Genomic DNA, 23,879 nt, shown 5'->3' with positions numbered 1-23,879 from the left:
GTCTTCCCTGAGCGGCCGGCCGGCCGATCGATCGTCTTCTGGCGACCGGGCTGCACGTACTGACTGCGGCTGCGCCTGATCCGAAGCCGTCAGAGGAAGGCGGCGAGGCCGGCCAGCAGGCGGTCCACGTCGTCGGTGGTGTTGTAGGGGGCCAGGCCCGCGCGCAGGGCGGGGTCCTGGAGCTTCAGTGCGGTGAAGGGCTCGTACGCGTAGAACGAGCCGGCCGGTGCCACCACGTCGCGCGCGGCCAGGTGGACCTGGGCCTGGAGGGCGTCGCGGCCTTCGAGGGTCATCAGGAGGGTCGGGGTGCGGTCGGGGGCCTTGGAGTGGACGGTGACGGCGTCGCCCAGCGCTCGCACGCCGTCCTCCAGCCTGGTGCGCAGGACCCGCTCGTGCTCGTGCAGGGCGCCCAGGGCATGCGCGAGCCGCTCCCGGCGTGTGGCCGCCGTGCCCGGGTCCATCGCCGCGAGGAAGTCGACGGCGGCGGTGGCGCCCGCCAGGGTCTCGTACGGCAGCGTGCCGAACTCGAAGCGTTCCGGCACGGCGTCGGTGGAGGGCAGGAGCTTGTCCGGGCGCACGGTTTCGAGGAACTCGGGCGCCGCCGCGAGCACCCCGCAGTGCGGTCCGAGGAACTTGTACGGCGAGCAGACGAACAGGTCGGCCCCGAGGGCGGGTACGTCCACGAGGTGGTGCGCGGCGTAGTGCACGCCGTCCACGTACACCAGGGCGCCGACCTCATGGGCGCGGTCGGCGATGCGGCGGACGGGCGGCTTGGTGCCGAGCACGTTCGAGGCCGCCGTGACCGCGACCAGCCGGGTCCGGGGGGAGAGGGCGCGCTCGTACGAGTCGAGGTCCAGCTCCGTCGTCTCGGCGTCGATCTCGATCCAGTGGACCGTCACTCCGGTGCGCTCGGCCGCCTGCAGCCAGGGGCGGACGTTGGCGTCGTGATCGAGGCGGCTGAGGACGATCTCGTCGCCGGCCTTCCACCCCTTGGCCAGGTGGCGGGAGAAGTCGTACGTCAGCTGGGTGGCGCTGCGGCCGTGGACGATGCCGTTCGCCGGCACATGGAGCAGGTCGGCGTACGCGGCGCGGAAGTCGGCGACGGCACGCTCGGCGTTGAGCTCGGACGGGCCGACGGTGCCCCGGTTGGACAGCGGGCCGGTCAGCGTCGCGGCGATGGCGTCGGCGACGGGGCGGGGGGTCTGCGTTCCGCCCGGTCCGTCGAAGAAGGCGAGGCCGGTGTCGAGGGAGGGAAAGTGGGCCCGCAGGGCGGAGAGGTCGATGGCCATGGGCTCGGCTTTCTGTCGGGCGGCGTGCGTGGCGTCGCGGTGCCCCTTTCCCTCGCCGAGGCCGTCGACACCCACGAACGGCCTGCCGGAAGCGGTCACTTCCGGCAGGCCGTCCGCGTGGCTCACTGGCCGCTCTCTATGTGCCGGGGGCCCGGAAGGCGACCTGCCGGCGGATGGCCTGGTCGGTCTCCTCAAGGGTGAGGAGGGGGGTGGCCCGGGTGTTGAGGGCGCCGCTGGCCTTGACCCTGAGGCTGACGGCGGCCATGGAGACCGCGTCGGGGAAGTCGAGGATGCACACGAAGTCGTCCTCGCCGAAGGCGAAGTACAGGGCCTCGACCTCGCCGCCGAGGTCGGCGACGACCTGCTCGACGGCGGCACGACGCCCACTCGCGCCTTCTTCGAGCAGCCCCTTGGTGCCCTCGGGCGTGTAGCTGGCCTGAACGAGGAACTTCGGCATCGGGATGCTCCCTGCCCGTCGCTGGTCCGGTACGCGAGATGCCCTTCCCGCTGTTGGCCGGCCGCCACGCATCACCCGGCCGTATTCACCCGTTGGCAGCCGGAAGAGGCCCGCCCCTCACTGGCCCACCCGTCCGTCGACGCACTCGCGCAGCAGGTCGGCGTGCCCGCAGTGCCGGGCGTACTCCTCGATCCGGTGCACCATCAGCTCCCGCACCGCGACCCCGTCCTTGCCCACCCGCTCGCCCAGATCCGGATGCTCGGCCAGCGCGGCGTCGGTCGCGGCCTGCTCGCGCTCCAGGTCGGCGTACGCGGCGTCGACCACGGCCTGTTCGGCGACTGCTCCGAGGAAGTCACCGTCGGGCTCGCCGTACAGCTGGGGCAGCGGCTCACCGTCGGTGATCCAGTTCTGCCAGTCCCGCTCCACCTCGGCGAGGTGCCGGATCAGGCCGAGCAACGACATCGTCGACGGCGGCACCGACCGGCGGGCCAGCTGCTCCGGGTCCAGGCCCTCGCACTTCATCCGCAGGGTGCTGCGGTAGTTCGTCAGGAAGTCCTGGAGCGTCGCCAATTCGCCGTCCGGACTGACTCCGTCGTTTTCGCGGGGGTCGTCGTCCGGGTCGACCCACATGTCGGGGTACTCGGTCGCCCGGCTCCATCGCGCGGGTTCGTCAGCCATAACCATGTGTTGCATGCTCGCTCGCGAAGGCCCGGGTCCGCCACTGGGTTTACGGCCGGACGAACGGGTGCGCCCCGACAGGCACGCGACGTCTCAGGGCACCGACGACGCCCTCGCCATGCGCAGTGGCCGTGGGCCGCCCGCCGTTCCGTCCAGGCCCTGTCCCCACTCCCCGTGCCGCTCCAGATCGGCCCACCAGTCGGCCCCGTCCTCCAGGTAGCGCAGGAGGATGCCCTCGCGCAGGGCCCAGGGGCAGATCACCAGGCTCTTCACGCCACTGAGCTTCATCACGGAGTGCCCGACGATCGCGCCCGCCAGACTCTGCCGGGCCCGAGGGGCGGAGATGCCGGGAAGTCCGGCCCGCTCGGCGACGGACAGCAGGACCAGACGGTCGATCGCATGACGGAGGTCGCGCCGGTGCAGGACCCGCTCGACGAACGGGCCGTGCCGTCCCGGAGCGGTGCCGCACAGCCGCCCCAGCTGCTGGAACGTCCGTGAGGTGGCTACGGCGGTCTGCGGATGCTCCCAGCGGATGCGGGCGGAGACGTCCCGCAGTTGATGGCGGACCGAGCGGCGCAGGGCGGCCACCTCGGAGGGCGCGGGAGGGTCGGACGAGGTGAAGAACTCGTTGGTGAGACGGTTGGCACCGAGCGGCAGGGCGGCCGCGAACTCGGGCGTCCTGCCGCGGCCGAAGGCCACTTCGAAAGAGCCGCCGCCGATGTCGAACAGGGCCAGCGGGCCCGAACGCCAGCCCATCCAGCGCCGGGCACCCAGGAACGTCAGCCGGGCCTCCGCCTCACCCGGCAGCACCCGCAGACGCAGACCGGTCCGGCTGTGCACGGCCCGCAGGACGTCCGCCCGGTCGGGAGCGTCGCGCACCACGGCGGTCGCGAACGCCAGCGGGTCCGGCGCGTCCCACTGCCGCGCCGTCTCCACCGCCGCGTTCAGCGCCTTGACCAGATGCTCCGTGGCCTCCTCCCCGAGGCAGCCGTCGCTGCCGACCTGTTCGGACAGGCGCAATTTCCACTTCGCGGTGTGCACCGGAAGCGGCACCCCGTCCCCCACGTCACACACGGCCAACCGGACCGTGTTGGAGCCCGTGTCCAGCACACTTATTCTCACGGCCTCGGCGTACCCCGCACCGCTCAATTGATGCATTCAGCAAGGAAGTTGCGGAACAGAACGCCCGCAGCGCCTGCAGTTGTGCGCGGGCGCACAGCGCCGTGCGCCCGCCGCTCACCCCGGTCGGCGTACGGAGGCGGGCGGCTCGCTCTTCGTGGCGGCCTCCCAGATCCCCGTCGTCACCCCCTGCGCGAACTCGACCGGTGGCGGCTCGTTCGGTAGCTGCGTCGGCACCGTCGTGCCCTTCTTGGTGCCCGCCCGGTCGGCGAACAGCGCGACCGTCAGGGCGAGTCGGGCGTCGTAGCCGGTGCTCCACACGGTGCGCCGGGTGATGCCGCCGCCCGCCCCGCCGGTGACGAACCCCTTCCCGACCGCCGAGCCGACTTCGGCGGGCGTCGGCGCGATCCCCATGCGCGCGCCCGCCACGAGCGCCTCCTTCTCGTCCAGCACCCGGCGCACATCGGGACGGGCCCGGTAGACGGTCCGGCCCTCCTGGGTGATGCGCGCGACGGTGTACGGGGCGGCGTATCTGCCGTCCGCCGCCAGCGTCGCGTAGGCCGACGCCAGCTTCAGCGGAGTCGGCGCCGGTGTCCGCAGCAGGGCGCGCAGGGGCTCGCCCGCCCCGCGCAGCGCACTGAACGGCTCCAGTGCCGTGCCCGCCTCCACCGCCCCGCTCACCGCGTCGTTGAACGGCTGCCGTGCGTAGTCCGAGCCCCCGTACAGCAGCCGGACCGCCCCGTCGCCGGGCACCGTCCCGACGACGGCGGTGTGCACCCGGACGCCGCCCTTGCCCCCGGGATGCTCCTGGACCAGCTGCGCGGCGCTGTCCTGGAGCGCCAGGTCGAAGGTGGTCGTCACGCTGTAGCCGCCGCTCGCCAGTTGGTCCTCGGTGATGCCGAGCCGGTCGGCGGCCTCCTTCGCGGCGACGTCGATCAGATACTGCCGCTGCCCCTCCGTCTCGCCCGGCGGATAGAACCGGAACGCCGGGAAACGTGCCTCGGCGCGCTGCCCCGCCGTGATGCTGCCGCTCGCCGCCATCGCGTCGAGCACCCACTCCCAGCGGTCCCGCAGCTTCGCGGTCACCTTCGGATCGGAGCCCGCCTTCTCGTAGTACGAGGGGATGTTGACGATGGACGCGAGCGCCGCGCCCTGAGCCACCGTCAGGCTTTTCGCGTCCACGCCGAAGTAGTTGCGCGCGGCGGACTGGATCCCGGCGGCACCCCGGCCGAAGTACACGGTGTTGAGATAGCCCTCCAGGATCTCGTCCTTGGTCCGGGTGCGGTCCAGCTTGATGGCGACGATCGCCTCGCGCGCCTTGCGGGACAGCGAACGCTCCGGGCTCAGCAGCGCGTTCTTCACGTACTGCTGGGTGATGGTGGAGCCGCCCTGCGGGTCGCCGCCGGTCAGGGTCGCGAGTGTGGCCCGTGCGATGGCCTTCGGCGAGATCCCGCTGTCCGTACGGAAGGACCGGTTCTCCGCGGCGATCACCGCCTCCTGCACATGCCGGGGGACCGCCGACAGCGGCACGTCCTGCCGGTCGACCGGTCCGCGCCGGCCGAGATAGGCGCCGTCCGAGTCGAGGAACACGGTGCTCTGGATGACGGTCTCGGGGTGCGGCTTCGGAATGGGCGTCAGGTGGTACGCCAGGACGGCCGCCGCGCACAGCGTCGCGACCAGCGTGAGGAAGGCGTAGAGCAGCAGGCGCAGTCGCCGGCCCCGGGTGCGCCGGAACCGGGTCCGCAGCGGCACGCGCACACGGTGCCGGGTCCGCTTCTCGACGCGCCGTGCGATGCGCGCCGACAGCAACCTGCCCGGTTTGTCCCGCTCATCCTGCCCGTCCGGCCCGTTCATATCCGTCACCACTCGCGCTCCGACCGTGCGGCGACCTGGCCCGACGCGTCGTACACCTTGACGATCCGCTCGTCCCCGGCGGTGGAGAGGACCGCTTTCATGTCCTTGTCGGGCACGGGCGCGCTCGCGTACCAAAGGCCCCAGCCCGGACTGCCCGCCAGGACGAGCACCTTCGCGGTGACGGTGCCGTCGCCGGTCCTCACCTCGACGCGGCTCGGTTCGCCCTTCAGGCCGTGGAAGAGGCCCGACAGGAAGAACCCGCCGTCCACGTTGTCGACCCGCAGGGAGACCCCCGCTTCGTCGCGGGCGGGCTCGCTGTCCTCCAGCCCCTTGAGGCGGACCGGCACCGACCAGTACCCGCGATCCGCCGTCAGCCACACCCGCACCCCCGGCCCGGCGGTCACCCGCTCGCCCGGCGCCACGACCCGGATCGGGCTCGCCGCCGAACCGGTGCCCTCCCCGGCCCGGGCTCCGGAAGTCCCGTCCTTTGCACCGCTCATGCGGTCGACGCCGAGCAGCGCGACCGGTGTGAGCAGCGCCGCGCACACGGCCGAGGCCACGGCGATGCGGCGCCGCCGCCGGATGCGGCCCCCTGTCTGGAGGTCGGCCAGCGGCGCCTCGGACGGCACGACGTCCTCGACGGCGCGGGCGTACACCTCGCGCAGCCGTCCGGGGTCGGCGCCGGTCGCCTTGAGGCCCTGCCTGACCTGGGCCCGCACCGCGCCCACCGAACAGCCCAGCAACTGGGCGATCTCCGCGTCCGCCAGCCCCTCCCAGAACCGCAGCACCAGAACGGCCCGCCGCCGCGCCGCCCGCCGGCCGCGCACCGGGCGCAGATGGCCCCGCACCAGACAGCGCCGTACATGGAAGTCCACGTCGTTGCGCGGCACGCGCCGCCACCGCGCGCACATCCGCACCAGCGTTCTCCGCACCAACTCCTCCGCCGCACCGGGGTCTTCGGTGAGCAGCCGCGCGGTCGCCAGCAGCCCGGACCAGTGCGTGCGGGCGTAGGCGGCGAAGTCGTGGCCTGCGGGGAGTGCGTGGGGGGTCGGTGGCACGTGGGCGGTCCTTCGGCTCGGGAACTGGGGCCAACTGATGGAGCGTGGAGATAGGTTGAGCAGCCGAGGAGCCAACGCCGTTGAGAAAAAGGGGAGCCTGGGACCCCTGTGCGCCGTCTTCCCGGACGGGACCTGTACGCACGGCGGAGGTGGCCGGGTTGCAAGGAGAGGGCACGGATTCCGGTGGGGGCATGACGGAGGAAGAGTTCGACGCGTTCTACGCGACCGCGTTCCCCCGGCTGACCGGACAGCTCTACGCCTTCACCGGAGACCACGGCGAGGCCCAGGACGTCGTACAGGAAGCGTTCGTACGGGCCTGGGGCCGGCGCAGACAGTTCCTCGCGGACAGTGCCCCCGAGGCATGGATCCGTACGGTCGCCATGCGGCTGGCGGTGAGCCGCTGGCGGCGGGCGAAACGCTGGCTGGAACTGGTACGGCGCACTCCGCCGCCCGACTCCACCCCCGGGCCGGACCCCGAGCACACCGCGCTCGTGGCCGCCCTGCGCGAACTGCCCGAGGTTCAGCGGATGGCGATCGTCCTGCACCATTTGTGTGACCTGAGCGTGCAGCAGGTAGCCTCCGAGACCGGTGCGCCCGTGGGGACGGTCAAGGCGAGGCTGTCCCGGGGGCGGGCGGCTCTGGCGAAGCGTCTCGCGGTGGACGAGGCCGACGGGCCGGTACGGGAGGAGAGCGGCCGTGTCCGATGAACTCTCCGACCGGCTGCGCGAGTTGGCCGCGAGCCGGGCCACCCCACCGGTCGTCGACGGCGCCGGGATACGCGGCCGTGCCGTGCGCCGCAGGCGCCGCCGCCGTGCCACCGTGACCCTCGGCGCGGGAACCGCGGCCCTCGCCCTGCTGGGCCTCGCCCTGACATCGGCCCTCGACGGGCCCGCGGACCGTTCGGTCCGGCCTCACATCCCGGCCGCGGACGGGGCGACGAGCGGGCCCACGAGCGGTCCGACGAGCGGCCCGGCCCAGTCCGTCCCGCCGTCCCCGGGCGCCCCCGAACCGGTCGCCGGCACGCTCCTCCTGTCCGAGCGCACCCTCACGGTCGACGGCCGGGTACTGCCGTTTCTCGCGGGATACGACGGCTCCGTCAGGTTCGCGGGCCCGCTGACGGTGGTCAAGAAACACGCCGTCAGCGACCTGGTCATAGGTGTGCCCTCCAAGGGCCCCGTCGACGTGGCCGTCCCCTACGTGGTCGAGCTGCGCGACACACGGGACCAGCCTCTCTACGTCGGCAGCTACACCAAGCCGTTGGCCCTCGGCGAGTACAAGGTCACCAGCGACTGGATCGCCCTCGACGGCGGGGACGCCAAGTGGTTCTACGCCCGGATGCGCGTCGGCGACAGCATCTCGGTGACGACCGCTACGACGCCGAGTGCCACGCCTTCCGACCGGGCTTCCGAGACCGCCAGGGGACTAGGATCCGAATCATGGCGCTGACCGTGAACGACGTGGACCGGTTCGAGGCAACGAGGCCCCGCCTGGAGGCCATCGCCTATCGCCTCCTCGGCTCCGCGAGCGAGGCCGAGGACGCCGTGCAGGAAACGTTCCTGCGCTGGCAGGCCGCCGACATCGACCGCATCGAGGTCCCCGAGGCCTGGCTGACGAAGGTACTCACCAACCTGTGCCTCAACCAGCTCACCTCGGCCCGCGCCCGGCGCGAGACCTACGTGGGCCAATGGCTCCCCGAGCCGCTCCTCGCCGGTGACCCTATGCTCGGCCCGGCCGACACCGCCGAGCAGCGCGAATCGATCTCGTTCGCCGTCCTCGCCGTACTCGAACGCCTCTCGCCGGGCGAGCGGGCGGTGTACGTGCTGCGGGAGGCCTTCGACTACCCGCACCGGGAGATCGCCGAGATCCTCGACCTCAGCGAGGCCGCCAGCCAGCAGATCCTGCACCGTGCCAAGAAGCACGTCGCGGCCGGCAAGGCCCGCACCGAGGTCGACGAGGCCGCCGCGCGGCGCATCGTGGAGGAGTTCCTGGAGGCGGCCACCAGCGGTCGTACCGAGCCGCTCGTCCGGCTGCTCACCCAGGACGCCGTCTCGATCGGCGACGGCGGCGGCAAGGTCCCGGCCCGCGCGAAGGCGTTCGAGGGCGCTGTCGCGGTGGCGAAGTTCCTGCGGGGTCTGTTCAAGCCCGGCGAGGCCAAGCGCGCCATCGTCGGCGGCTCGCCCGAGATCTACGCCGCGACCGCCAACGGCGACCCGGCCGTCGTGGCGGTCCTCGACGGCCGGGTCATCGGCGTCATGTGCCTGGAGGTGACCGCCGAGGGCATCGTCGGGGTCCGCAACCAGGTCAACCCCGACAAGCTCGGACGCGCGGCGGAGCGGTGGGCGGCGATGGACCACGGGGAGCCTCTGCTGCTCAACGCCTTCTGACCTCCCCTGCCGACCCATGTGACGTGCTTCACATTCCATTCCTGTCAGGAAACGGCGAGCTGCCCGGTTCAAGGGGCGAATCAGCGCAAGATCCGCCCAAGACAGGAGTACGGACATGCAGCACCGCATCGTCGTCCTCGGAGCCGGCTACACCGGTGTCACCGCGGCCGGGCGCCTCGCCAAGCGGCTGCACCGCGCGGACGTCACCATCACCCTCGTGAACGCCGAGCCCGACTTCGTCGAGCGCGTACGAATGCACCAGCTCGCGGTCGGCCAGGAGCTCACGCCCCGGCCCTTCAAGGAGATGTTCGCGGGCACCGGCGTCGAACTGCGGCTCGCGAAGGTCACCGGCGTGGACGTCGACCGCAGGACGGTCGCCGTCACCGACGCCGACGGCACGCAGGAGCTGGTGCACTACGACACCCTGGTGTACGCCCTCGGCAGCGCCTGGAGCGACCACGGTGTCCCCGGCACCACCGAGCACGCCCACGAGATCGCCTCCCGCCCGGGAGCGCTCCGGCTGCGCGAGCGCCTGGCCGGCCTGGACGCCGGACAGTCCGTGGTCGTGGTCGGCGGCGGCCTGACCGGCCTGGAGGCCGTGACCGAGATCGCCGAGGCCCGCCCCGACCTCGACGTCGCCCTGGCCGCCCGCGGCGCTCTCGGCGACTGGCTCTCCCCCAAGGGCACCCGGCACCTGCGGAAGGTCCTCGACGGGCTCGACGTCACCGTGCACGAGCACGCCGCGGTCACCGAGGTCGCGGCCGACCACGTCACCACCGCCGACGGCGGCACGATCCCGGCCGCGGTCACCGTCTGGACCACCGGCTTCGCCGTCCACCCGCTCGCGCGGGCCACCACCCTGGACGTCACCGACACCGGCCAGATCGTGGTCGACGGGACCATGCGCTCGGTCTCCCACCCCGACGTGTACGCCATCGGCGACGCGGCCCTGGCGATGGGCGCAGGCGACAAGCCGCTGCGGATGTCGTGCGCCTCGGGCGGCTTCACCGCGTGGCAGGCGGCCGAGGCCATCACGGCACGTCTGACCGGCGGGAAGCTCCCGAACGTGCCGCTCCGCTACTTCAACCAGTGCATCTCGCTGGGCCGCAAGGAGGGCCTGATCCAGTACGTCACCGCCGACGACCGCGCCGTCCGGGCGGCCCTGACGGGACGCCTCGCCGCGGTCTACAAGGAGCTGGTCTGCAAGGGCGCGGCCTGGAGCGTCGCCAACCCGACGTTCGGCCTCCCGACCCGGCGCCGCCGCGTCGTGTGGGAGCCGGCCGGGGCGGGCTCGGCGGTCAGGGCGTCGGCCTGACCGGGCCGGGCCCTGAGCGGAAGGTGCGCCGGTAGGTGTCCGGGGGCACTCCGAGGGTGCGGTTGAAGTGTCGGCGCAGTGTCGTGGCGGTGCCCATGCCGGTGGCCGCCGCGATGGCGTCGACACTGTCGTCGGTGCTCTCCAGCAACTCCTGGGCACGGCGGATCCGTTGGGTGAGCAGCCATTGCAGCGGGGTGGTGCCGGTGGCCGCCCTGAAGTGGCGGCCCAGGTGGCGTGAGCTCATCCGGGCCCGGCGGGCCAGATCCTCCACGGTCAGCGGGCGGTCCAGGCGTTCGACGATCCAGGGGAGCAGCGCGGAGAGCGGGTGGTCGTCCCGGGAGGGTACGGGGGCGGCGACGAACTGGGCCTGGCCGCCCGCCCGGTGGGGCGGCACGACCAGCCGGCGGGCGACGGTGTTGGCGATCGCCGAGCCGTGGTCGAGGCGGACGAGGTGCAGGCACAGGTCCAGCGCGGCGGCCTTGCCCGCCGACGTGAGCACGCTGCCGTTGTCGACGTAGAGCACGTCGGGGTCGACCGCCACCTCGGGGTAGCGCTCGGCGAGTACCTCCGTGTGCGCCCAGTGCGTGGTCGCGCGCCTTCCGTCCAGCAGTCCGGCGGCGGCCAGGACGAACGCACCCGTGCAGAGGGAGGCCACCCGGGCGCCCGCCTCGTGGGCCGCGCGCACCGCGTCGACCAGGCCGGCCGGCGGAGCCACGTCGACGTTCGCCCAGCCGGGGACGATCACGGTGTCGGCGTACCGGAGCCGGTCGAGCCCGTGGTCGGGCTCCAGCCGGAACCGGCCGACCCGCACGGCGTCCGACCCGCAGACGGCGAGGTCGTACCAAGGCACCCGCACGCCGGCCGGGGCGGAGCCGAACACCTCGTGGGCCACGGACAGTTCGAAGTGGAGCATGCCGTCGGTGACGGCCAGCGCGACAGTGCCCATGTCCGGAATTGTACGAGCCCTGTCGTTCCGGACACTCACGGCGGACCGCCGACCCTCGCCAGGATGTTCCACAGCGGATCAAGCCGGTCGCGCCGGTCGCGCGGACCATTCGAGCAGCACGGGGAGAAGTCATGGGATCGGGAAACACGGTGGCGGTCTTCGGCGCCTACGGGCACACCGGGCGCTTCGTGGTGGCAGAGCTGCGGGATCGTGGGTTCGTCCCGGTCGCCTCCGGCCGCGACGCCGACAAGCTGCGGGCGCTGGCGGAGTCCGAGCCCGGCCTCGACACCCGGCCGGCGTCCGTCGACGACCCGGCCTCGCTGGACCGTGCGCTGGCCGGCGCGGTCGCCGTGATCAACTGTGCCGGACCGTTCGCCCTGACCGCCGCCCCCGTGATCGAGGCGGCCCTGCGCGCCGGGATCCCGTACGTGGACGTGGCGGCCGAGATCGAGGCCAACCTCGACACGTTCACGCACTTCACGGACCGCGCTCGCGCCGAGGGAGCGGTGATCGTCCCGGCGATGGCCTTCTACGGCGGTCTCGGCGACCTGCTGGCCACCGCGGCGATGGGCGACTGGACGACGGCCGACGAGGCGCACATCGCGTACGGGCTGAGCGGCTGGCACCCCACCGCCGGGACGCGTGCCGCGGGCGACGTCTCCCGGTCGCGACGAGGCGGCCGACGCGTCCGCTACGCGGGCGGGCGCCTGGAGTACCGCGACGACACCGCGCCGACCCTGGAGTGGCCCTTCCCCGACCCGATGGGCACCAGGACCGTCATCGGCGAGTTCACGATGGCCGACGTCGTCACCGTCCCCAGCCACCTGTCCGTTCCGGAGGTGCGCACCTACATGACGACGGAGGCGGCCAGGGAGCTGGCGGCACCGGACACCCCGGCACCGGCCGCGGTCGACGAGCACGGCCGGTCGGCGCAGACCTTCCTCGTCGACGTCGTCGTACGCTCCGGCGGCATCGAACGGCGCGCTGTGGCAAGGGGGCAGGACATCTACGCCGTCACCGCGCCCCTCGCCGTGGAGGCGGTCCACCGCATCCTCACCGGGCAGACCAGGACGGTCGGCGTCGCCTCGGCCGGCGCGATCTTCGACGCGCCCGAGTTCCTCAAGGCGCTGTCGGGGCGGCTGTCCACCGAACTGCCCGGCCGGGGGTGACACAAGGCGCCACCGCAAGCGCATGCCATGCCCCTCACCTGCGCAGTCATCAGCATGTCATCGCGATGTGAAGGGCCTTTCCTAGCGTCGGATCTGTTCGTTGACGGGTACGCCCACGACTTCACGGGGAGATCAGACATGTCGAGTACGAGCAGGCTGGCACGGGCTGTCGGCGTCGCGGCCACGACGGCGGCGCTGGCGGTCGGCACCGCTGTGGCCTTCCCCTCCGCCGCGCAGGCGGCCGACGCGGAGCACTACTACATCCAGATCGGCGGAACCGGTCCCACGAAGTCCCGGCCCGGATGCGACACCGCCACCGACTCCTACGACCGGGCGAACCAGGCTCTCAACCTCGGTTCCTCCGCGGTCCCGGTGTGCTACCCGGCCAGCGCCGGCCCGCTCATCGGCCCCCACGGCGGGCTCGTCGACGGCCTGAACGTCAACCCCGACGCTCTCACCGCACCGACCTACGACTCCAGCGTGCAGAAGGGCTACCAGGCGGCGTTGGAGACGGCGAAGGAAACCCACCGTCGGCACCCGGCCGCACATCTCACGATCACCGGCTACTCCCAGGGCGCACAGATCGCCGACGAGGTGCTCCAGACGATCGCGGCCGGCAGCACCGGCATTCCGCTCTCGCAGGTCGACGGTGTGCTCTACGCCGACCCGATGCAGCCCGACACCGGCCTCGGGGCGAAGATCCCCAAGGGGGTGGGCATTCCCGGGGTGGCCACCTCTCCCGGCGTCGGCCCGGCGGAGTTCAACGGCATTCCGGTCGCGCGGTACTGCATCACCGCCGACCCGGTGTGCGACCTGAGGTCCCCCCTGAACGCGCCCGGCTACTTCAACCTGCACTGGAAGTACCCGGAGTTCGTCATCCCCCAGACCTTGGCTGAGCACGGTACGCACGGGGTCTACTGGAGGAAGGCCGACGGCAGCGCCGAGTAGGGCTCCTGGCGGGAGGGGGACGGGGGACGGGGCAGGGGGAACAGCGGCCCGGCCGACCACGCGTCGGCCGGGCCGACTCCGCCCGAGCGGCGAGGGGCTACGTGCGGTCGTCCCCGCCCAGCTGTCGTCGCCGCCCCAGATCGTCCAGAACCCGCGAGATCCTCGCCCGGTTGGCGTCGGCGTCGGGGAGGGTGGTGGACCGCTCGAAGAAGTCGCGCGCCCCGGCCAGGTCTTCTGCCACCGCGCCGTGCCAGATCAGCCGGTGGCGTATCGCGATCTCCGAGGCGGTGCCGGTCTGCTCGTCCAGGATCGCGCGGGACCGGCGGCGCAGTTCGGCGGCCGCCTGCGGGTTGCCCAGGTCCGCTTCGGCCGTGGCCAGCCTGCCGAGTACGGCGGCATACAGGGGGACGTCCCCGAGCCGCCTGGCCAGGTCCTCGGCCTTGCCGAGGGTGCCCGCGGCCTCGGCGGGTCGGTCGAGGTCGAGTTGGAGGCCGCCCAGGCGGAGCAGCGTCTTGCCGAGCAGCCGGGGACTGCCCGTCTTCTCGGCGAGGGCGATCGCGTCCAGGTAGCGGTCGTACGCCTTCTCGTACTCTCCGAGCTGGTGGTGAATGTCGCCGACGCGGGTCATCACCGAACCCGTGAGCCAGCCGTCGTGGGCGAACGTCCCCATCAGGCGGGCGACTTCGGCGAAGTGGGTCATGGACTCGGCTATCCGCCCCTCCAGGTTGGCGAAGGTCCCGAACCCGGCCGCGGCCCAGGCCTGCTGATGCGGGTCACCGGCCCGGCGGCTGATGTCCACAGCCTGCGTGAACCAGGTGCGGGCTTGTTCGTAACGGCCCTGCAGCCCGTACACGATGCCCAGGCTCGTGCGCAGCGCCGAGACCATGCGCCGGTCGGTCGCCCGGTCCACCAGCGGCAGCACCGTCTCCAGCGCGGTGCGGCACTCGTGGAACCGCCCCTGCCGGGTGAGGTAGTCGACCAGGCCCTCGGCGATCCAGCAGGCGACGTCCAGCCGGCCCACGGCCACCGCCTGACCGACCACGTCGATGAGTTCACCGCCCGCCGCGTCCAGCCAGGCGGTGGCCTCCTCCCAGTCGGTGAAGGGGCCGATGCCCTGCGGGCCGGTGGGGAAGGAGGCGCCCCAGTCGCCGGCGCAGCGGGCGGCGGTCACGTACAGCCGGAACACACCGCTGCGGCCTGCCGCGACCTCCTCGGGTGATGCGGCGGCCACGCGTCGGGCGTAGACCGCGGCCAGGTCGTGCAACCGGTAGCGGTCGGAGGTCACCCGCTGCACCAGACTCGCGTCCGCCAGGCTCTCCAGGCGGCGCTCGGCGTCGGCGGGTGTCCAGTCGAGCAGCGCGGCCAGCGTCAGCCGGTCCAGCCGCACGGTGGGCGACAGGCCCAGGGCGCGGAAGGCACGCTGCTCGGCGGCCGGTAGCCGGTCGTAGGAGATCTGGAACGCGGCCTCGACGCTGCGATCCTCCACCGCGAGTTCGTCGAGCCGCCGCTCGTCGTCGGCCAGTCGCGCCAGCAGGGCTTCCACCTCCCACAACGGGCGGTCCTGTATGCGTGCCCCGACGATGCGCAACGCCAGCGGGAGCCGGTCGCACAAGGCGGCCAGTTCGCGTACGGCGATGCGCTCGCGGTCGGATCCGTCGCCGCCGACGATGCGGGTCAGCAGCCCCGCCGCCTCGTCGATGTCGAGGGGTGACAGGGAGACCCTGCGGTCCGCGTCCAAGCCTGTGAGGCGCCGACGGCTCGTCACCATCACCATGCTGCCGGGGCCGGCGGGTATCAGCGGCCGCACCTGCTCGGCGCGGGAGGCATCGTCGAGGACCAGGAGCAGTCGCAGGGAGGCGGTCGCCGCCCGCCAGGACGCGGCCGACTCGTCCAGGTCCTCGGATCCCTCGCCCTCACCGGCGCCCACCGCCCGCAGCAACCGGCGCAGCACTCGATGCCGCCCAGCCGTCTCACGGTCCTCGCGATGCCCGTGCAGCTCCACGAACAGGCAGCCGTCGGGGTACCGGTCCTGCAGCGCTCGTGCCGCCCGCACCACCAGCGCGGTCTTCCCGACCCCGGCCATGCCGTCCACCGCCCGGACGGTGACCGCCCGCGCGTCGGCAGGCGCGAGGAGAAGGTCGAGTTCACGGCTCCGCCCAGTGAAGTGACCGATCTCGACGGGCAGTTCCTGGCGTATCCGGCGCTGCTGAGGAGCCAGATCCGGCTCGGGAGGTTCGGTCGGCAGGTCCGCCGGAGCGGACTGCCGCACCGCCCGGCCCTCGCGCACGGACGCGGCACCGAGCAGCAACGCGTCGTCGCCCCGAAGGACCGCCTCATGCACCCGGCGCAGTTCGGCGCCGGGCTCCACCCCCTGCTCGTCCACCAGCCGGCGGCGCATCGCGGTGTAGACGTCGAGCGCGTCGGCCTGCCGGTTTCCGGCGTGCAGAGCCCGCATGAGCAGGGCGGCCAGCGCCTCGTTGTGGGGGTGGGCCGTGGTCAGGGAGAAGAGCTCACCGACGGCCTCGGCATGCCGTCCCAGCCGGAGCAGGCAGGCCACCCTGTCCTGCACCAGCACGAGCCGCTGCTCCACCAGCCGCAGGCGCTCCCCCTCCGCGAAGGGCCCGGGGATTCCGGTCAGGGGCTCGCCGTGGAACAGTCCCAGCGCCCTGGACCATGCGTCCACCGCGGCATCCAGGTCTCCGGCGTCCCGCGCCGCACGCCCCTCGGCGGCGATCTCCTCGCATCGCTTCAGATCCACATCCGCGCTTGCCGGTGCGAAGCGATAGCCACCGCGAACGGTGCCGATCACGGACTCCGCCGAGCGATCCCCGCTTCCGTGTGCATCCAGCGCATCCAGCGCATCCAGGCGTCTGCGTAACCGGTGCACATAGACCGGGATCACCTTGTCGCCCGTGCCCGGGGGATCCGCACCCCACACCCCGTCGAGCAGTTGCTGCCGACTGACCGTCCTGCCCGGGCGGAGCAGGAGAGCGGCCAGGAGAGCCTGTTCACGAACCGGCCCGAGCTCCACGGACGCGTCGCCGCGCCAAGCCTGAAGCGGACCGAGTAGAGCGAATCGAAGTTGCTGATTTGCATCCGTGGATAACTCACGCTTGATCGGCACTCGGGGAGCCTATAAGGGTTGCGGTCACCTGCTGTGACCATCACAAGTCCCGCCCCTATCGCGTACGACGGCACCACACCCCTGAGGACTTCTGGACTGCCCGTCTATAGTTGGAAGGAGAATCCAGAACTCAGACTCAGGATCCACTCCACTGTCAGGAGGACGGCCCCCGTGCCCACCCCCTCGTCCGGCCCCGCCAAGACCCTGGCCGACCCCGACACCCCCTTCGCCGTCGTCGACGTCGACAAGACCCGGCGCAACATCGCACGGCTGGCAGCCAGGGCCGACCGGCTCGGCGTCGCCCTGCGCCCCCACGTGAAGACGGCCAAGAGCCTCGACGTCGCCGCCCTCCTGCACCACGGCGCCCCCGGCCCGATCACCGTCTCCACCCTCGCCGAGGCCGAGGCCTTCGCCGACGGCGGCTACACCGACATCACCTACGCCGTGGGCATCGACCCCCACAAACTCCCGCGCGTGATCGCCCTGCTGCGCCGCGGCGTCACCCTGCGCATCCTCCTGGACAGCACCGAGCAGGCGGCGTTCGTCGCCGGCACCGCCCGCGGGGCCGGCCTCCCCATCCCCACCCAGATCGAGATCGACTGCGACGGCCACCGCGGCGGTCTCAGGCTCGACGCCCCCGCGCTCCCCGAGATCGGCCGCATCCTGCACGACGCGGGCTGCCTGGACGGCGTACTGACCCACGCGGGCGAGTCCTACTTCGCCTGCACCGCCGAGGAGCAGCGACTCGCGGCGAAGAACGAACGCGACACCGCCGTCGCCGCTGCCGAGCGGCTGCGCGCGGCCGGTCTGCCCGTGGCCACCGTCAGCGTCGGCTCCACTCCCACGGCCCACGCCGCCGAGGACCTCACCGGCGTCACCGAACTACGCGCGGGCAACTACGTCTTCTTCGACCTGGTGATGGCGGGCCTCGGCGTCTGCCGCATCGAGGATCTCGCCCTGTCGGTCGTCGTCACCGTCATCGGCCACCGCCCGGAGTACGGGTGGATCGTCACCGACGGCGGCTGGATGGCCATGTCCCGCGACCGGGGCACCGCCGGCCAGGCGCAGGACCAGGGCTACGGCCTGGTCACCGACCTCGACGGCACCCTCGTCCCCGGTCTGGTCATGACGGCCGCGAGCCAGGAGCACGGCACCCTCACCGTCCGCGACGGAGCCCGCCTGCCCGACCTGCCGGTCGGCACCCGGCTGCGGATCCTGCCCAACCACGCCTGCGCCACGGCCGCGCAGCACCACGGCTACCACGTCATCGACGGCACGCGAACCGCCGAAGCCGCACCGCGGATCCAGGCTTTCTGGAAGCGCGTCACCGGCTGGTGACGCGCCCGTGTCAGCGGCTCTGGCCCTTGGCGGCGGCGGAGGAGCGACGGCGGCCCTGGGCGGGTCGGCCGCGGCCCGAACGCCGGGCGGAACCCGTGCGCTCGGGGCGGTTCTCGGTGACGGGCGGAGCGAGGACGACGGGCACGCCGGAGGGCGTCCGGGCGCCGGTGATGCTGCTCAGCTCCGTCCCGCCCGAGCGGACCCTGGTGGTCGTCGGGGTGATGCCGGCGTCGGCCATCAGGCGCGTCACGTCGCGGCGTTGGTGCGGCAGGACCAGGGTGACTACGGTGCCGGACTCGCCGGCGCGGGCGGTACGGCCGCCGCGGTGCAGGTAGTCCTTGTGGTCGCCGGGCGGGTCGACGTTGACGACGAGGTCGAGGTCGTCGACGTGGATGCCGCGGGCGGCGACGTTGGTGGCGATCAGCGCCGTGATGTGACCGTCCTTGAACTGGGTCAGGGCACGGTTGCGCTGGGACTGCGACTTGCCGCCGTGCAGGGAGGCGGCGCGCACACCGACGGCCAGGAGCTTCTTGGCGAGCCGGTCCGTCGCGTGCTTGCTGTCCAGGAACATGATCACTCGTCCGTCGCGGGCGGCGATCTCGGTCGTGGTGGCGTGCTTGTCGTCGTCCTCCACGTGCAGCACGTGGTGGTCCATCGTCGTGACGGCGCCTGCGGACGGGTCGACCGAGTGGACGACGGGATCGTGCAGGTAGTTGCGGACCAGCCGGTCGACATTACGGTCCAGGGTGGCCGAGAACAGCAGCCGCTGGCCGTCGGGCCGCACCTGGTCGAGCAGGGCGGTCACCTGCGGCATGAAGCCCATGTCGGCCATCTGGTCGGCCTCGTCGAGGACGGTGATGGCGACGCGGTCCAGCCGGCAGTCGTCCCGGTCGATGAGGTCCTTGAGCCGGCCGGGCGTCGCGACGACGACCTCGGCACCGCCGCGCAGAGCACTCGCCTGACGGCCGATCGACAGGCCGCCGACGACGGTCGCGAGCCGCAGGCGCAGCGCACGGGCGTAGGGGGTGAGCGCGTCGGTGACCTGCTGGGCCAGTTCACGGGTGGGTACGAGGACGAGGGACAGCGGCTGCCGGGGCTCGGCGCGCTGTCCTGCCGTACGGGCCAGCAGCGCGAGGCCGAAGGCCAGCGTCTTGCCCGAACCCGTGCGTCCCCGGCCCAGAACGTCCCGGCCGGCCAGCGAGTTCGGCAGCGTCGCGGCCTGGATGGGGAACGGGGCGGTCACACCTTCGGCGCTCAGGGTCGCCAACAGCTGCCCCGGCATGTCGAGTTCGGTGAACGCCTCGACCGGCGGCAGTGCGGGGGTCAGCGTGACCGGCAGCGCGAACTCCCCACCGGACGCGGCGGGCCGGCCTCCGCGACCGCTGCGCCCGCCCTTGGCCGAACGCGAGGGAGCGCCCTGGCGGCCCGTCCCCTGCGAACGGACGCGATTGCCCCGGGCGGAACCGGCGGTACCGGCGGAGCCTGCGGAGCCCTTGTCCGTGCGGGAACGGGAAGAGCTGCTGTTCGTACGAGCCGAGCGGTTCAATGGGGACCTTCCTCGATACAGCACCTGTCGGCGCCTGTCGGCACCAGTCGCACACGGGCCGGGGCCCACACCCCAAAGGTGCGGGCCCCGGCCGTGCGTGCGCGTCAGCGTCAGGCGGGAACGATGTTCTCGGCCTGGGGGCCCTTCTGGCCCTGCGTGACGTCGAAGGTCACCTTCTGGCCTTCCTGAAGCTCACGGAAGCCGGACGTGGCGATGTTCGAGTAGTGGGCGAACACGTCCGGGCCGCCACCCTCCTGCTCGATGAAGCCGAAGCCCTTTTCCGCGTTGAACCACTTCACGACGCCAGTTGCCATGCTGAATCTCCCTTAAGGCAATGCCCGGGTTCGCACTTTGCGGACCCGGCGTAGCAGCGATTTGACCCGACGGGAAGATCTAGAAGTCCCGGAAAGCCCCGGAAACACAAAGAGTGCTCGTCGACGGAAGGTCGAAGAGCACTCAGAAGCCTCTGGTAACCAAAACTGCCACTTCAGGCCAAGGTAGCACAGGTCCTTCTGCTTGACAGGTCACAGCTCTCTGCCGCAGTGTTACCGGCCAACACGCAGAACGCAATATATTGCATATGGCAGGAGCTCCATGGACACCTCGGAGATCATCGGCATCCTCGGCGGCATGGGCCCGGCCGCCACCGCCGACTTCTACGCCAAGCTCGTCGCGACCACCCCCGGCGCCGGCGACCAGGACCACCTGCGCGCCGTCATCTGGTCCGACCCCACCATCCCCGACCGCACCGAGGCCCTGCTGGGCGACGGCCCCGACCCCACGCCCTGGCTCCTCGACGGCAGCCGGGTCCTGCGCGAGGCCGGGGCCACGGTCATCGCCATCCCCTGCAACACCGCGCACGCCTTCGTTCCGCGTATCGCCGATCATGTCGGCCTGCCCATCGTCCACATGATCGGCGAGGTCGCCCGGCACCTCACCACGCTCAGCCCCCGCATCCACACCGCCGGACTGCTCGCCACCACCGGCACCGTCCGCGCCGGCCTCTACCAGGAGTGGCTGGACCGCGTCGGCATCCGCCTCGTGCTCCCCGACGCCACCAGCCAGGACCACGAGGTCATGACGGCCATCCACGCGGTGAAGGCGGGCTTGGAGGCGGGCACCCACGAGGCGGCCTCCACGACCGCGCTCCTGACCCGCGCCGCACAACGCCTGACCGAACAAGGCGCGCAATCGGTCATCGCCGGCTGCACCGAAATCCCCCTCGGCCTGCCCGCGGAGGCGGTGGACGTCCCTCTCGTCGACCCGGCGCTCGTCCTGGCCCGGGCCCTGGTCCGCCGGGCCAGGGCCGGACGGGCTCAGTGAGGGCCGATGTACTGTACGCAATATGTCACTCGACCGCCCCGTCTCCCGCCGTCTCCTCAGTGACGAGGTCTTCGACCGGCTGCGCGACTCCATCGTGCGCGGCGAACTCGTCCCCGGCGAGAAGGTCAAGGACGGTGAGCTCGCCGAGCGACTCGGCCTCAGCCGTACCCCGGTGCGCGAGGCGCTCGCCCGGCTCGCCGACATCGGCCTGGTCGAGGCCAAGCCCGGCGTCTACACGCGCATCACCACGCTCAACCGCCGCGACGTGGCGAAGACCCTCGCCGTCCTGCGCTCCCTAGACCGACTCGCCATCGAGACAGCGGTTCCGGTCATGACCGAGCAGGACCTTCAGCGCATGCGCGAGGCCAACCGCGTCTTCGAGCGCGCCGTCGCCACCGAGGACACCGCCGCCGCCCTCGCCGCCGACGACCGCTTCCACGCCGTCCCGATCGAGGCCGCCGACAACCCCGTACTCAGCAGGATCGTCGGGCAACTCCACCCGCAGATCCACCGCATCCTCCACCGCAAGTTCTCCACGCTGCTCGGCGGCCGCAACACCATCGAGCACCATGACCGGCTCATCGAGGTCTGCGCGGGCGGCGACGCCTCCGCCGCCGCCGAACTCTCCGGCCGTCACTGGTCCGAACTCGGCGGCCACATCAACGAACTCTTCGACAGCAACCAGTTCGCCGAACCGGCGGTCTAGGCATCGGGCAGCGATGCCGCCAGGTGCTCCCACGCCGCGTGCACCTGCTCGCCGACGATCCCGAACTGGGTGATGACCGCGACGCAGCGGCCGTCCTCGTCGTCGAGTTCGAGTGCCGAGGTCGGGCCGTGTGCCGCCGTGGAGCGGACGAGGTGGCAGGCGTGGACGCGCGCGAGGTCGATCTCCACCGAGCTCTCCGCGATCGCCGCGAACACCCGCCCGCCGACGGTCCGGTCGGTGACGTACACACGGCCGCCGCACGCCTGCATGGCCGCCGGGGCGAACACCGCGACGCCGATCGGCAGCCCGACGGAGCAGACGTGGTCGAGCACGGAGGGGATGACGCCGACGTCGATCGGCCGGTGCTCGCCGCGGTACCGGTCGAACGCACCGCGCCGGGCGATGCCGCCGTCCGTGAGGACCGCGTCGAGCTGGGCGAGCTGGTCGCCGTTCTCCCAGGATGACAACCGGGGGGCAGCGTACGGCCGTTCGGCGAGCGGCGATCCGGCGTCGACCGTGCCGGCGAGGCCGACCAGCAGCCGGTCCCCCTCGGAGAGCAGCCGCCCCTGGTGCACGGTCCGGCCGTCCGCGTCGAGCAGGCGTACGGCGACCGAGCCGGTCTCCTCGTCCCGCGCGACCACGGCCGAGGCGACACCGTCGGCGTCGAGGCGCAGCGCGATCTCGCCCGGCCGGACGGTGAACGCGTCACCGCGCATGCTCGGTACCGCGTAGCTGCCGGCCTGGTCGATCCGCGCGACCGGCCCTCCGGTGACCGCCTGGACGTACTGGAAGAGCGTCAGGCACCGCGCCAGCTCCGGCATGCGGGAGTCGATCAGCCGCACACTGTTGCCGCGCCTGGGGCAGCAGCCCTCGAAGGCGCAGCCGTGATGGTCCGTCATGCTCAGTACACGTCCCGTACGTAGCGCTTCGCCCGCCGCAGGTCGGCGAGGTACTCGGCGGCATCGTCGTCACCGCGTCCGCGCTGCTCGGCGAGGACACCCAGCAGCGCCGCCTCGACGTCCTTCGCCATGCGGGAGGCGTCGCCGCAGACGTAGACGTGCGCGCCTTCCTCCAGCCACGCGTACAGCTCCCGCGACCGCTCCCGCATCCGCGTCTGCACGTAGATCTTCTCGGCCTGGTCGCGCGAGAAAGCGAGGTCCAACTCGGTGAGTGCACCGCTCCTTTGGAGTTCGGTCAGCTCGTCCTCGTACACGAAGTCCGTCTCGCGGTGCTGGTCGCCGAAGAACAGCCAGTTGCGCCCGGAGGAACCCCGCGCCGCACGCTCGTGCAGGAAGCCGCGGAAGGGGGCGATGCCCGTGCCGGGGCCGATCATGATCATGGGGGAGTCGTCATCGGCGGGGACGCTGAAGGAGGCGTTCGGCTGGAGGTAGATGCCCACCGGGGACGCAGCGGTTCGGTCCGCCAGGTACGTCGACGCGACACCCTCGTACCGGCGGTCCCCGGTGCCGTAACGAACCGACGCGACCGTGAGGTGGACGCTGCCCGGGTGGGCGAGCGGGCTCGACGAGATCGAGTACTGGCGGGCCTGCAACGGCCGTAGGAGCGGCAGGAGTTCGGCGAGCGATGGTCCCTTGGTCCCGGCGTCGCGGAGGAGGTCGAGCACATCCCGGCCCCAGAGCCAGGAGTCCAGGTCGGAGCGGTCGCCGTGCGCGACGACCGAGGCGAGTTCGCCGGCCGGGGCACGCTCGACGAGGTCGGCGATCAGCTCCTTCGACGGGGTGCGGATCTCGCGGTCGGTGCGCAGGAGTTCCGCGGCCTCCTCGTCACCGCGCGCACCCAGGTGCTCCAGCAGCGCTCCGACCAGACCGTCGTCGTTCAGCGGTACGACGGCCAGCGCGTCGCCCGCCTCGTAGGTGATGCCGCTGTCGCCGAGGTCGAACTCGTAGTGGCGGATCTCCTTCGCGCTGCGCGGGGAGGACAGGAGCCGGTTCACCGCGAGACGGGAGCGGTACGGGGTGCGCTTGTTCCAGGGCGAGCGGGGCTTCTTCGGTGCCTGCGCACTCGCGTCGCCCTTGCCCGTCGCGCCCGTCTCCGAGGCGATCCGCTCCAGGACCGCCGAAGTCCACTCGGCGGCGGGTTCCTCGAAGTCGACGTCACAGTCCACGCGTTCGTGCAGCCGGGTCGCCCCGAGCTGCTCCAGTCGCGTGTCGATGAGCTTCGCGGCCTGGCAGAAGTCGTCGTAGCCGCGGTCGCCGAGGCCGAGGACCGCGTAGCGCACGCCCTCCAGCCGAGGTGCCGTGTCGGACTGCAACGCCTCCCAGAACAGCCCGGCGTTGTCGGGCATCTCGCCCTCGCCGTACGTCGAGGTGACGACGAGGACGTGGGACATGGCGGCGAGCGCCTCGGGGGTGACGTCGTCGAGCGCGGTGGCCTTCCCGCCGAGGCCGCGGGCGCGGGCCCCGGCGACGACCTCGTCGGCCACGGACTCGGCGTTCCCGGTCTGTGTGCCGATCAGGACGTCGATGGTCGCCGCGGGCGCGTCGCCCGCCGCGTCGTCCCGGCGTCCGGCGGCGGCGATTCCGGCGATGAACCCGGCGAGCCAGGCCTCCTGCTGGGCGGAGAAGGGCGCGTCGGCCGGGATGAGGGACCCGGTCGGGGGCATGA

21 protein-coding genes are annotated in these 23,879 nt (G+C 72.3%); 9 read left to right on the top strand and 12 right to left on the bottom strand.

Translation table 11 applies throughout. The annotated features are described in order from the left end of the window. Positions 1 to 89: 89 nt before the first annotated feature. From BLU79_RS21595 to BLU79_RS21570, 6 genes are all read right to left on the bottom strand, one after another. Positions 90 to 1,289, bottom strand: coding sequence for a cysteine desulfurase-like protein (locus tag BLU79_RS21595; protein ID WP_093907770.1), 1,200 nt, complete (start codon positions 1,287 to 1,289; stop codon positions 90 to 92). Between the two features lie 136 nt (positions 1,290 to 1,425). Then, the gene (locus BLU79_RS21590) at positions 1,426 to 1,746 is read right to left on the bottom strand and encodes a GYD domain-containing protein (RefSeq protein WP_093907486.1); all 321 of its coding nucleotides are present in this window, start codon (positions 1,744 to 1,746) and stop codon (positions 1,426 to 1,428) included. A gap of 117 nt (positions 1,747 to 1,863) precedes the next feature. Beyond that, entirely contained in the window at positions 1,864 to 2,424 is a 561-nt protein-coding gene (locus BLU79_RS21585; protein ID WP_177001121.1) for a DinB family protein, read from the bottom strand. Positions 2,425 to 2,517: 93 nt separating this feature from the next. Then, positions 2,518 to 3,546 (bottom strand): Ppx/GppA family phosphatase, encoded by a 1,029-nt coding sequence (locus tag BLU79_RS21580; protein ID WP_093907769.1) that lies wholly within the window; start codon positions 3,544 to 3,546, stop codon positions 2,518 to 2,520. A gap of 114 nt (positions 3,547 to 3,660) precedes the next feature. Further along, the gene (locus BLU79_RS21575; protein WP_093907484.1) at positions 3,661 to 5,397 is read right to left on the bottom strand and encodes a transglycosylase domain-containing protein; all 1,737 of its coding nucleotides are present in this window, start codon (positions 5,395 to 5,397) and stop codon (positions 3,661 to 3,663) included. Between the two features lie 5 nt (positions 5,398 to 5,402). Then, a complete protein-coding gene (locus BLU79_RS21570; protein ID WP_093907483.1) occupies positions 5,403 to 6,455 on the bottom strand; it encodes a sigma factor-like helix-turn-helix DNA-binding protein in 1,053 nt (350 codons plus the stop codon). A gap of 191 nt (positions 6,456 to 6,646) precedes the next feature. Between BLU79_RS21570 and BLU79_RS21565 the strand changes: the two genes are divergently transcribed. The 4 genes from BLU79_RS21565 to BLU79_RS21550 all read left to right on the top strand — a co-directional run bounded on the left by BLU79_RS21565 (position 6,647) and on the right by BLU79_RS21550 (position 10,154). Next, complete coding sequence (locus tag BLU79_RS21565) at positions 6,647 to 7,162, top strand: SigE family RNA polymerase sigma factor (protein WP_093907482.1); 516 nt, start codon at positions 6,647 to 6,649, stop codon at positions 7,160 to 7,162. Continuing rightward, on the top strand, positions 7,152 to 7,901 hold the full coding sequence (locus tag BLU79_RS21560; protein WP_093907481.1) for a hypothetical protein: 750 nt from the start codon (positions 7,152 to 7,154) through the stop codon (positions 7,899 to 7,901). The genes BLU79_RS21565 and BLU79_RS21560 overlap by 11 nt, the downstream gene beginning before the upstream one ends. Continuing rightward, positions 7,892 to 8,839 carry an RNA polymerase sigma-70 factor gene (locus BLU79_RS21555; protein ID WP_093907480.1) on the top strand — a complete coding sequence of 316 codons (948 nt, stop codon included), beginning with the start codon at positions 7,892 to 7,894 and terminating at the stop codon, positions 8,837 to 8,839. Before BLU79_RS21560 ends, BLU79_RS21555 begins: the two co-directional genes overlap by 10 nt. 115 nt (positions 8,840 to 8,954) lie before the next feature. Further along, on the top strand, positions 8,955 to 10,154 hold the full coding sequence (locus BLU79_RS21550) for an NAD(P)/FAD-dependent oxidoreductase (protein WP_093907479.1): 1,200 nt from the start codon (positions 8,955 to 8,957) through the stop codon (positions 10,152 to 10,154). Here BLU79_RS21550 and BLU79_RS21545 read toward each other — a convergent pair. Continuing rightward, on the bottom strand, positions 10,138 to 11,100 hold the full coding sequence (locus BLU79_RS21545) for a helix-turn-helix domain-containing protein (RefSeq protein ID WP_093907478.1): 963 nt from the start codon (positions 11,098 to 11,100) through the stop codon (positions 10,138 to 10,140). The genes BLU79_RS21550 and BLU79_RS21545 overlap by 17 nt on opposite strands. A gap of 131 nt (positions 11,101 to 11,231) precedes the next feature. Between BLU79_RS21545 and BLU79_RS21540 the strand changes: the two genes are divergently transcribed. Beyond that, positions 11,232 to 12,269, top strand: a complete 1,038-nt coding sequence (locus BLU79_RS21540; RefSeq protein WP_093907477.1) for a saccharopine dehydrogenase family protein — start codon at positions 11,232 to 11,234, stop codon at positions 12,267 to 12,269. Positions 12,270 to 12,407: 138 nt separating this feature from the next. Continuing rightward, positions 12,408 to 13,217 (top strand): cutinase family protein, encoded by an 810-nt coding sequence (locus BLU79_RS21535; RefSeq protein ID WP_177001120.1) that lies wholly within the window; start codon positions 12,408 to 12,410, stop codon positions 13,215 to 13,217. A gap of 97 nt (positions 13,218 to 13,314) precedes the next feature. Here the strand turns inward: BLU79_RS21535 and BLU79_RS21530 are convergent, their stop codons facing one another. Then, positions 13,315 to 16,248, bottom strand: coding sequence for an AfsR/SARP family transcriptional regulator (locus tag BLU79_RS21530; protein ID WP_218137789.1), 2,934 nt, complete (start codon positions 16,246 to 16,248; stop codon positions 13,315 to 13,317). A 264-nt stretch (positions 16,249 to 16,512) separates the two neighbouring features. Here BLU79_RS21530 and BLU79_RS21525 point away from each other — a divergent pair, with 264 nt between their 5' ends. Next, entirely contained in the window at positions 16,513 to 17,679 is a 1,167-nt protein-coding gene (locus BLU79_RS21525) for a DSD1 family PLP-dependent enzyme (protein WP_177001119.1), read from the top strand. Positions 17,680 to 17,689: 10 nt separating this feature from the next. Here BLU79_RS21525 and BLU79_RS21520 read toward each other — a convergent pair whose 3' ends face one another. Together BLU79_RS21520 and BLU79_RS21515 are read right to left on the bottom strand one after the other, a co-directional pair. Beyond that, a complete protein-coding gene (locus BLU79_RS21520; protein ID WP_093907475.1) occupies positions 17,690 to 19,225 on the bottom strand; it encodes a DEAD/DEAH box helicase in 1,536 nt (511 codons plus the stop codon). A 110-nt stretch (positions 19,226 to 19,335) separates the two neighbouring features. Next, positions 19,336 to 19,539: a cold-shock protein gene (locus BLU79_RS21515; protein ID WP_093907474.1), complete on the bottom strand. Its 204-nt coding sequence runs from the start codon at positions 19,537 to 19,539 to the stop codon at positions 19,336 to 19,338. 280 nt (positions 19,540 to 19,819) lie between these two features. On the opposite strand from BLU79_RS21515, the gene BLU79_RS21510 reads away from it, so the two are divergent. Beyond that, positions 19,820 to 20,548: a cysteate racemase gene (locus BLU79_RS21510; protein ID WP_093907473.1), complete on the top strand. Its 729-nt coding sequence runs from the start codon at positions 19,820 to 19,822 to the stop codon at positions 20,546 to 20,548. 22 nt (positions 20,549 to 20,570) lie between these two features. Next, a complete protein-coding gene (locus tag BLU79_RS21505) occupies positions 20,571 to 21,254 on the top strand; it encodes a GntR family transcriptional regulator (protein ID WP_093907472.1) in 684 nt (227 codons plus the stop codon). On the opposite strand, the gene BLU79_RS21500 is transcribed toward BLU79_RS21505, so the two are convergent. Further along, a complete protein-coding gene (locus BLU79_RS21500; RefSeq protein ID WP_093907471.1) occupies positions 21,251 to 22,153 on the bottom strand; it encodes a hypothetical protein in 903 nt (300 codons plus the stop codon). The two genes, BLU79_RS21505 and BLU79_RS21500, sit on opposite strands and share 4 nt — an antisense overlap. A 2-nt stretch (positions 22,154 to 22,155) precedes the next feature. Further along, positions 22,156 to 23,877 (bottom strand): diflavin oxidoreductase, encoded by a 1,722-nt coding sequence (locus BLU79_RS21495; RefSeq protein WP_093907766.1) that lies wholly within the window; start codon positions 23,875 to 23,877, stop codon positions 22,156 to 22,158. Positions 23,878 to 23,879: the final 2 nt, after the last annotated feature.

Origin of the sequence: Streptomyces sp. cf386 (genome assembly GCF_900103585.1) — a bacterium.
GTDB lineage: Bacteria > Actinomycetota > Actinomycetes > Streptomycetales > Streptomycetaceae > Streptomyces.
This window is presented reverse-complemented; position numbering and strand designations above follow the sequence as displayed.

Coding starts and splice junctions, on each gene's coding strand:
- BLU79_RS21590 (WP_093907486.1), bottom strand. CDS start 1,746: ATGCCGAAGTTCCTCGTTCAGGCCAGCTACACGCCCGAGGGCACCAAG.
- BLU79_RS21500 (WP_093907471.1), bottom strand. CDS start 22,153: ATGACGGACCATCACGGCTGCGCCTTCGAGGGCTGCTGCCCCAGGCGC.
- BLU79_RS21505 (WP_093907472.1), top strand. CDS start 20,571: ATGTCACTCGACCGCCCCGTCTCCCGCCGTCTCCTCAGTGACGAGGTC.
- BLU79_RS21565 (WP_093907482.1), top strand. CDS start 6,647: ATGACGGAGGAAGAGTTCGACGCGTTCTACGCGACCGCGTTCCCCCGG.
- BLU79_RS21545 (WP_093907478.1), bottom strand. CDS start 11,100: ATGGGCACTGTCGCGCTGGCCGTCACCGACGGCATGCTCCACTTCGAA.
- BLU79_RS21575 (WP_093907484.1), bottom strand. CDS start 5,397: ATGAACGGGCCGGACGGGCAGGATGAGCGGGACAAACCGGGCAGGTTG.
- BLU79_RS21510 (WP_093907473.1), top strand. CDS start 19,820: ATGGACACCTCGGAGATCATCGGCATCCTCGGCGGCATGGGCCCGGCC.
- BLU79_RS21540 (WP_093907477.1), top strand. CDS start 11,232: ATGGGATCGGGAAACACGGTGGCGGTCTTCGGCGCCTACGGGCACACC.
- BLU79_RS21550 (WP_093907479.1), top strand. CDS start 8,955: ATGCAGCACCGCATCGTCGTCCTCGGAGCCGGCTACACCGGTGTCACC.
- BLU79_RS21495 (WP_093907766.1), bottom strand. CDS start 23,877: ATGCCCCCGACCGGGTCCCTCATCCCGGCCGACGCGCCCTTCTCCGCC.
- BLU79_RS21585 (WP_177001121.1), bottom strand. CDS start 2,424: ATGGCTGACGAACCCGCGCGATGGAGCCGGGCGACCGAGTACCCCGAC.
- BLU79_RS21595 (WP_093907770.1), bottom strand. CDS start 1,289: ATGGCCATCGACCTCTCCGCCCTGCGGGCCCACTTTCCCTCCCTCGAC.
- BLU79_RS21515 (WP_093907474.1), bottom strand. CDS start 19,539: ATGGCAACTGGCGTCGTGAAGTGGTTCAACGCGGAAAAGGGCTTCGGC.
- BLU79_RS21535 (WP_177001120.1), top strand. CDS start 12,408: ATGTCGAGTACGAGCAGGCTGGCACGGGCTGTCGGCGTCGCGGCCACG.
- BLU79_RS21555 (WP_093907480.1), top strand. CDS start 7,892: ATGGCGCTGACCGTGAACGACGTGGACCGGTTCGAGGCAACGAGGCCC.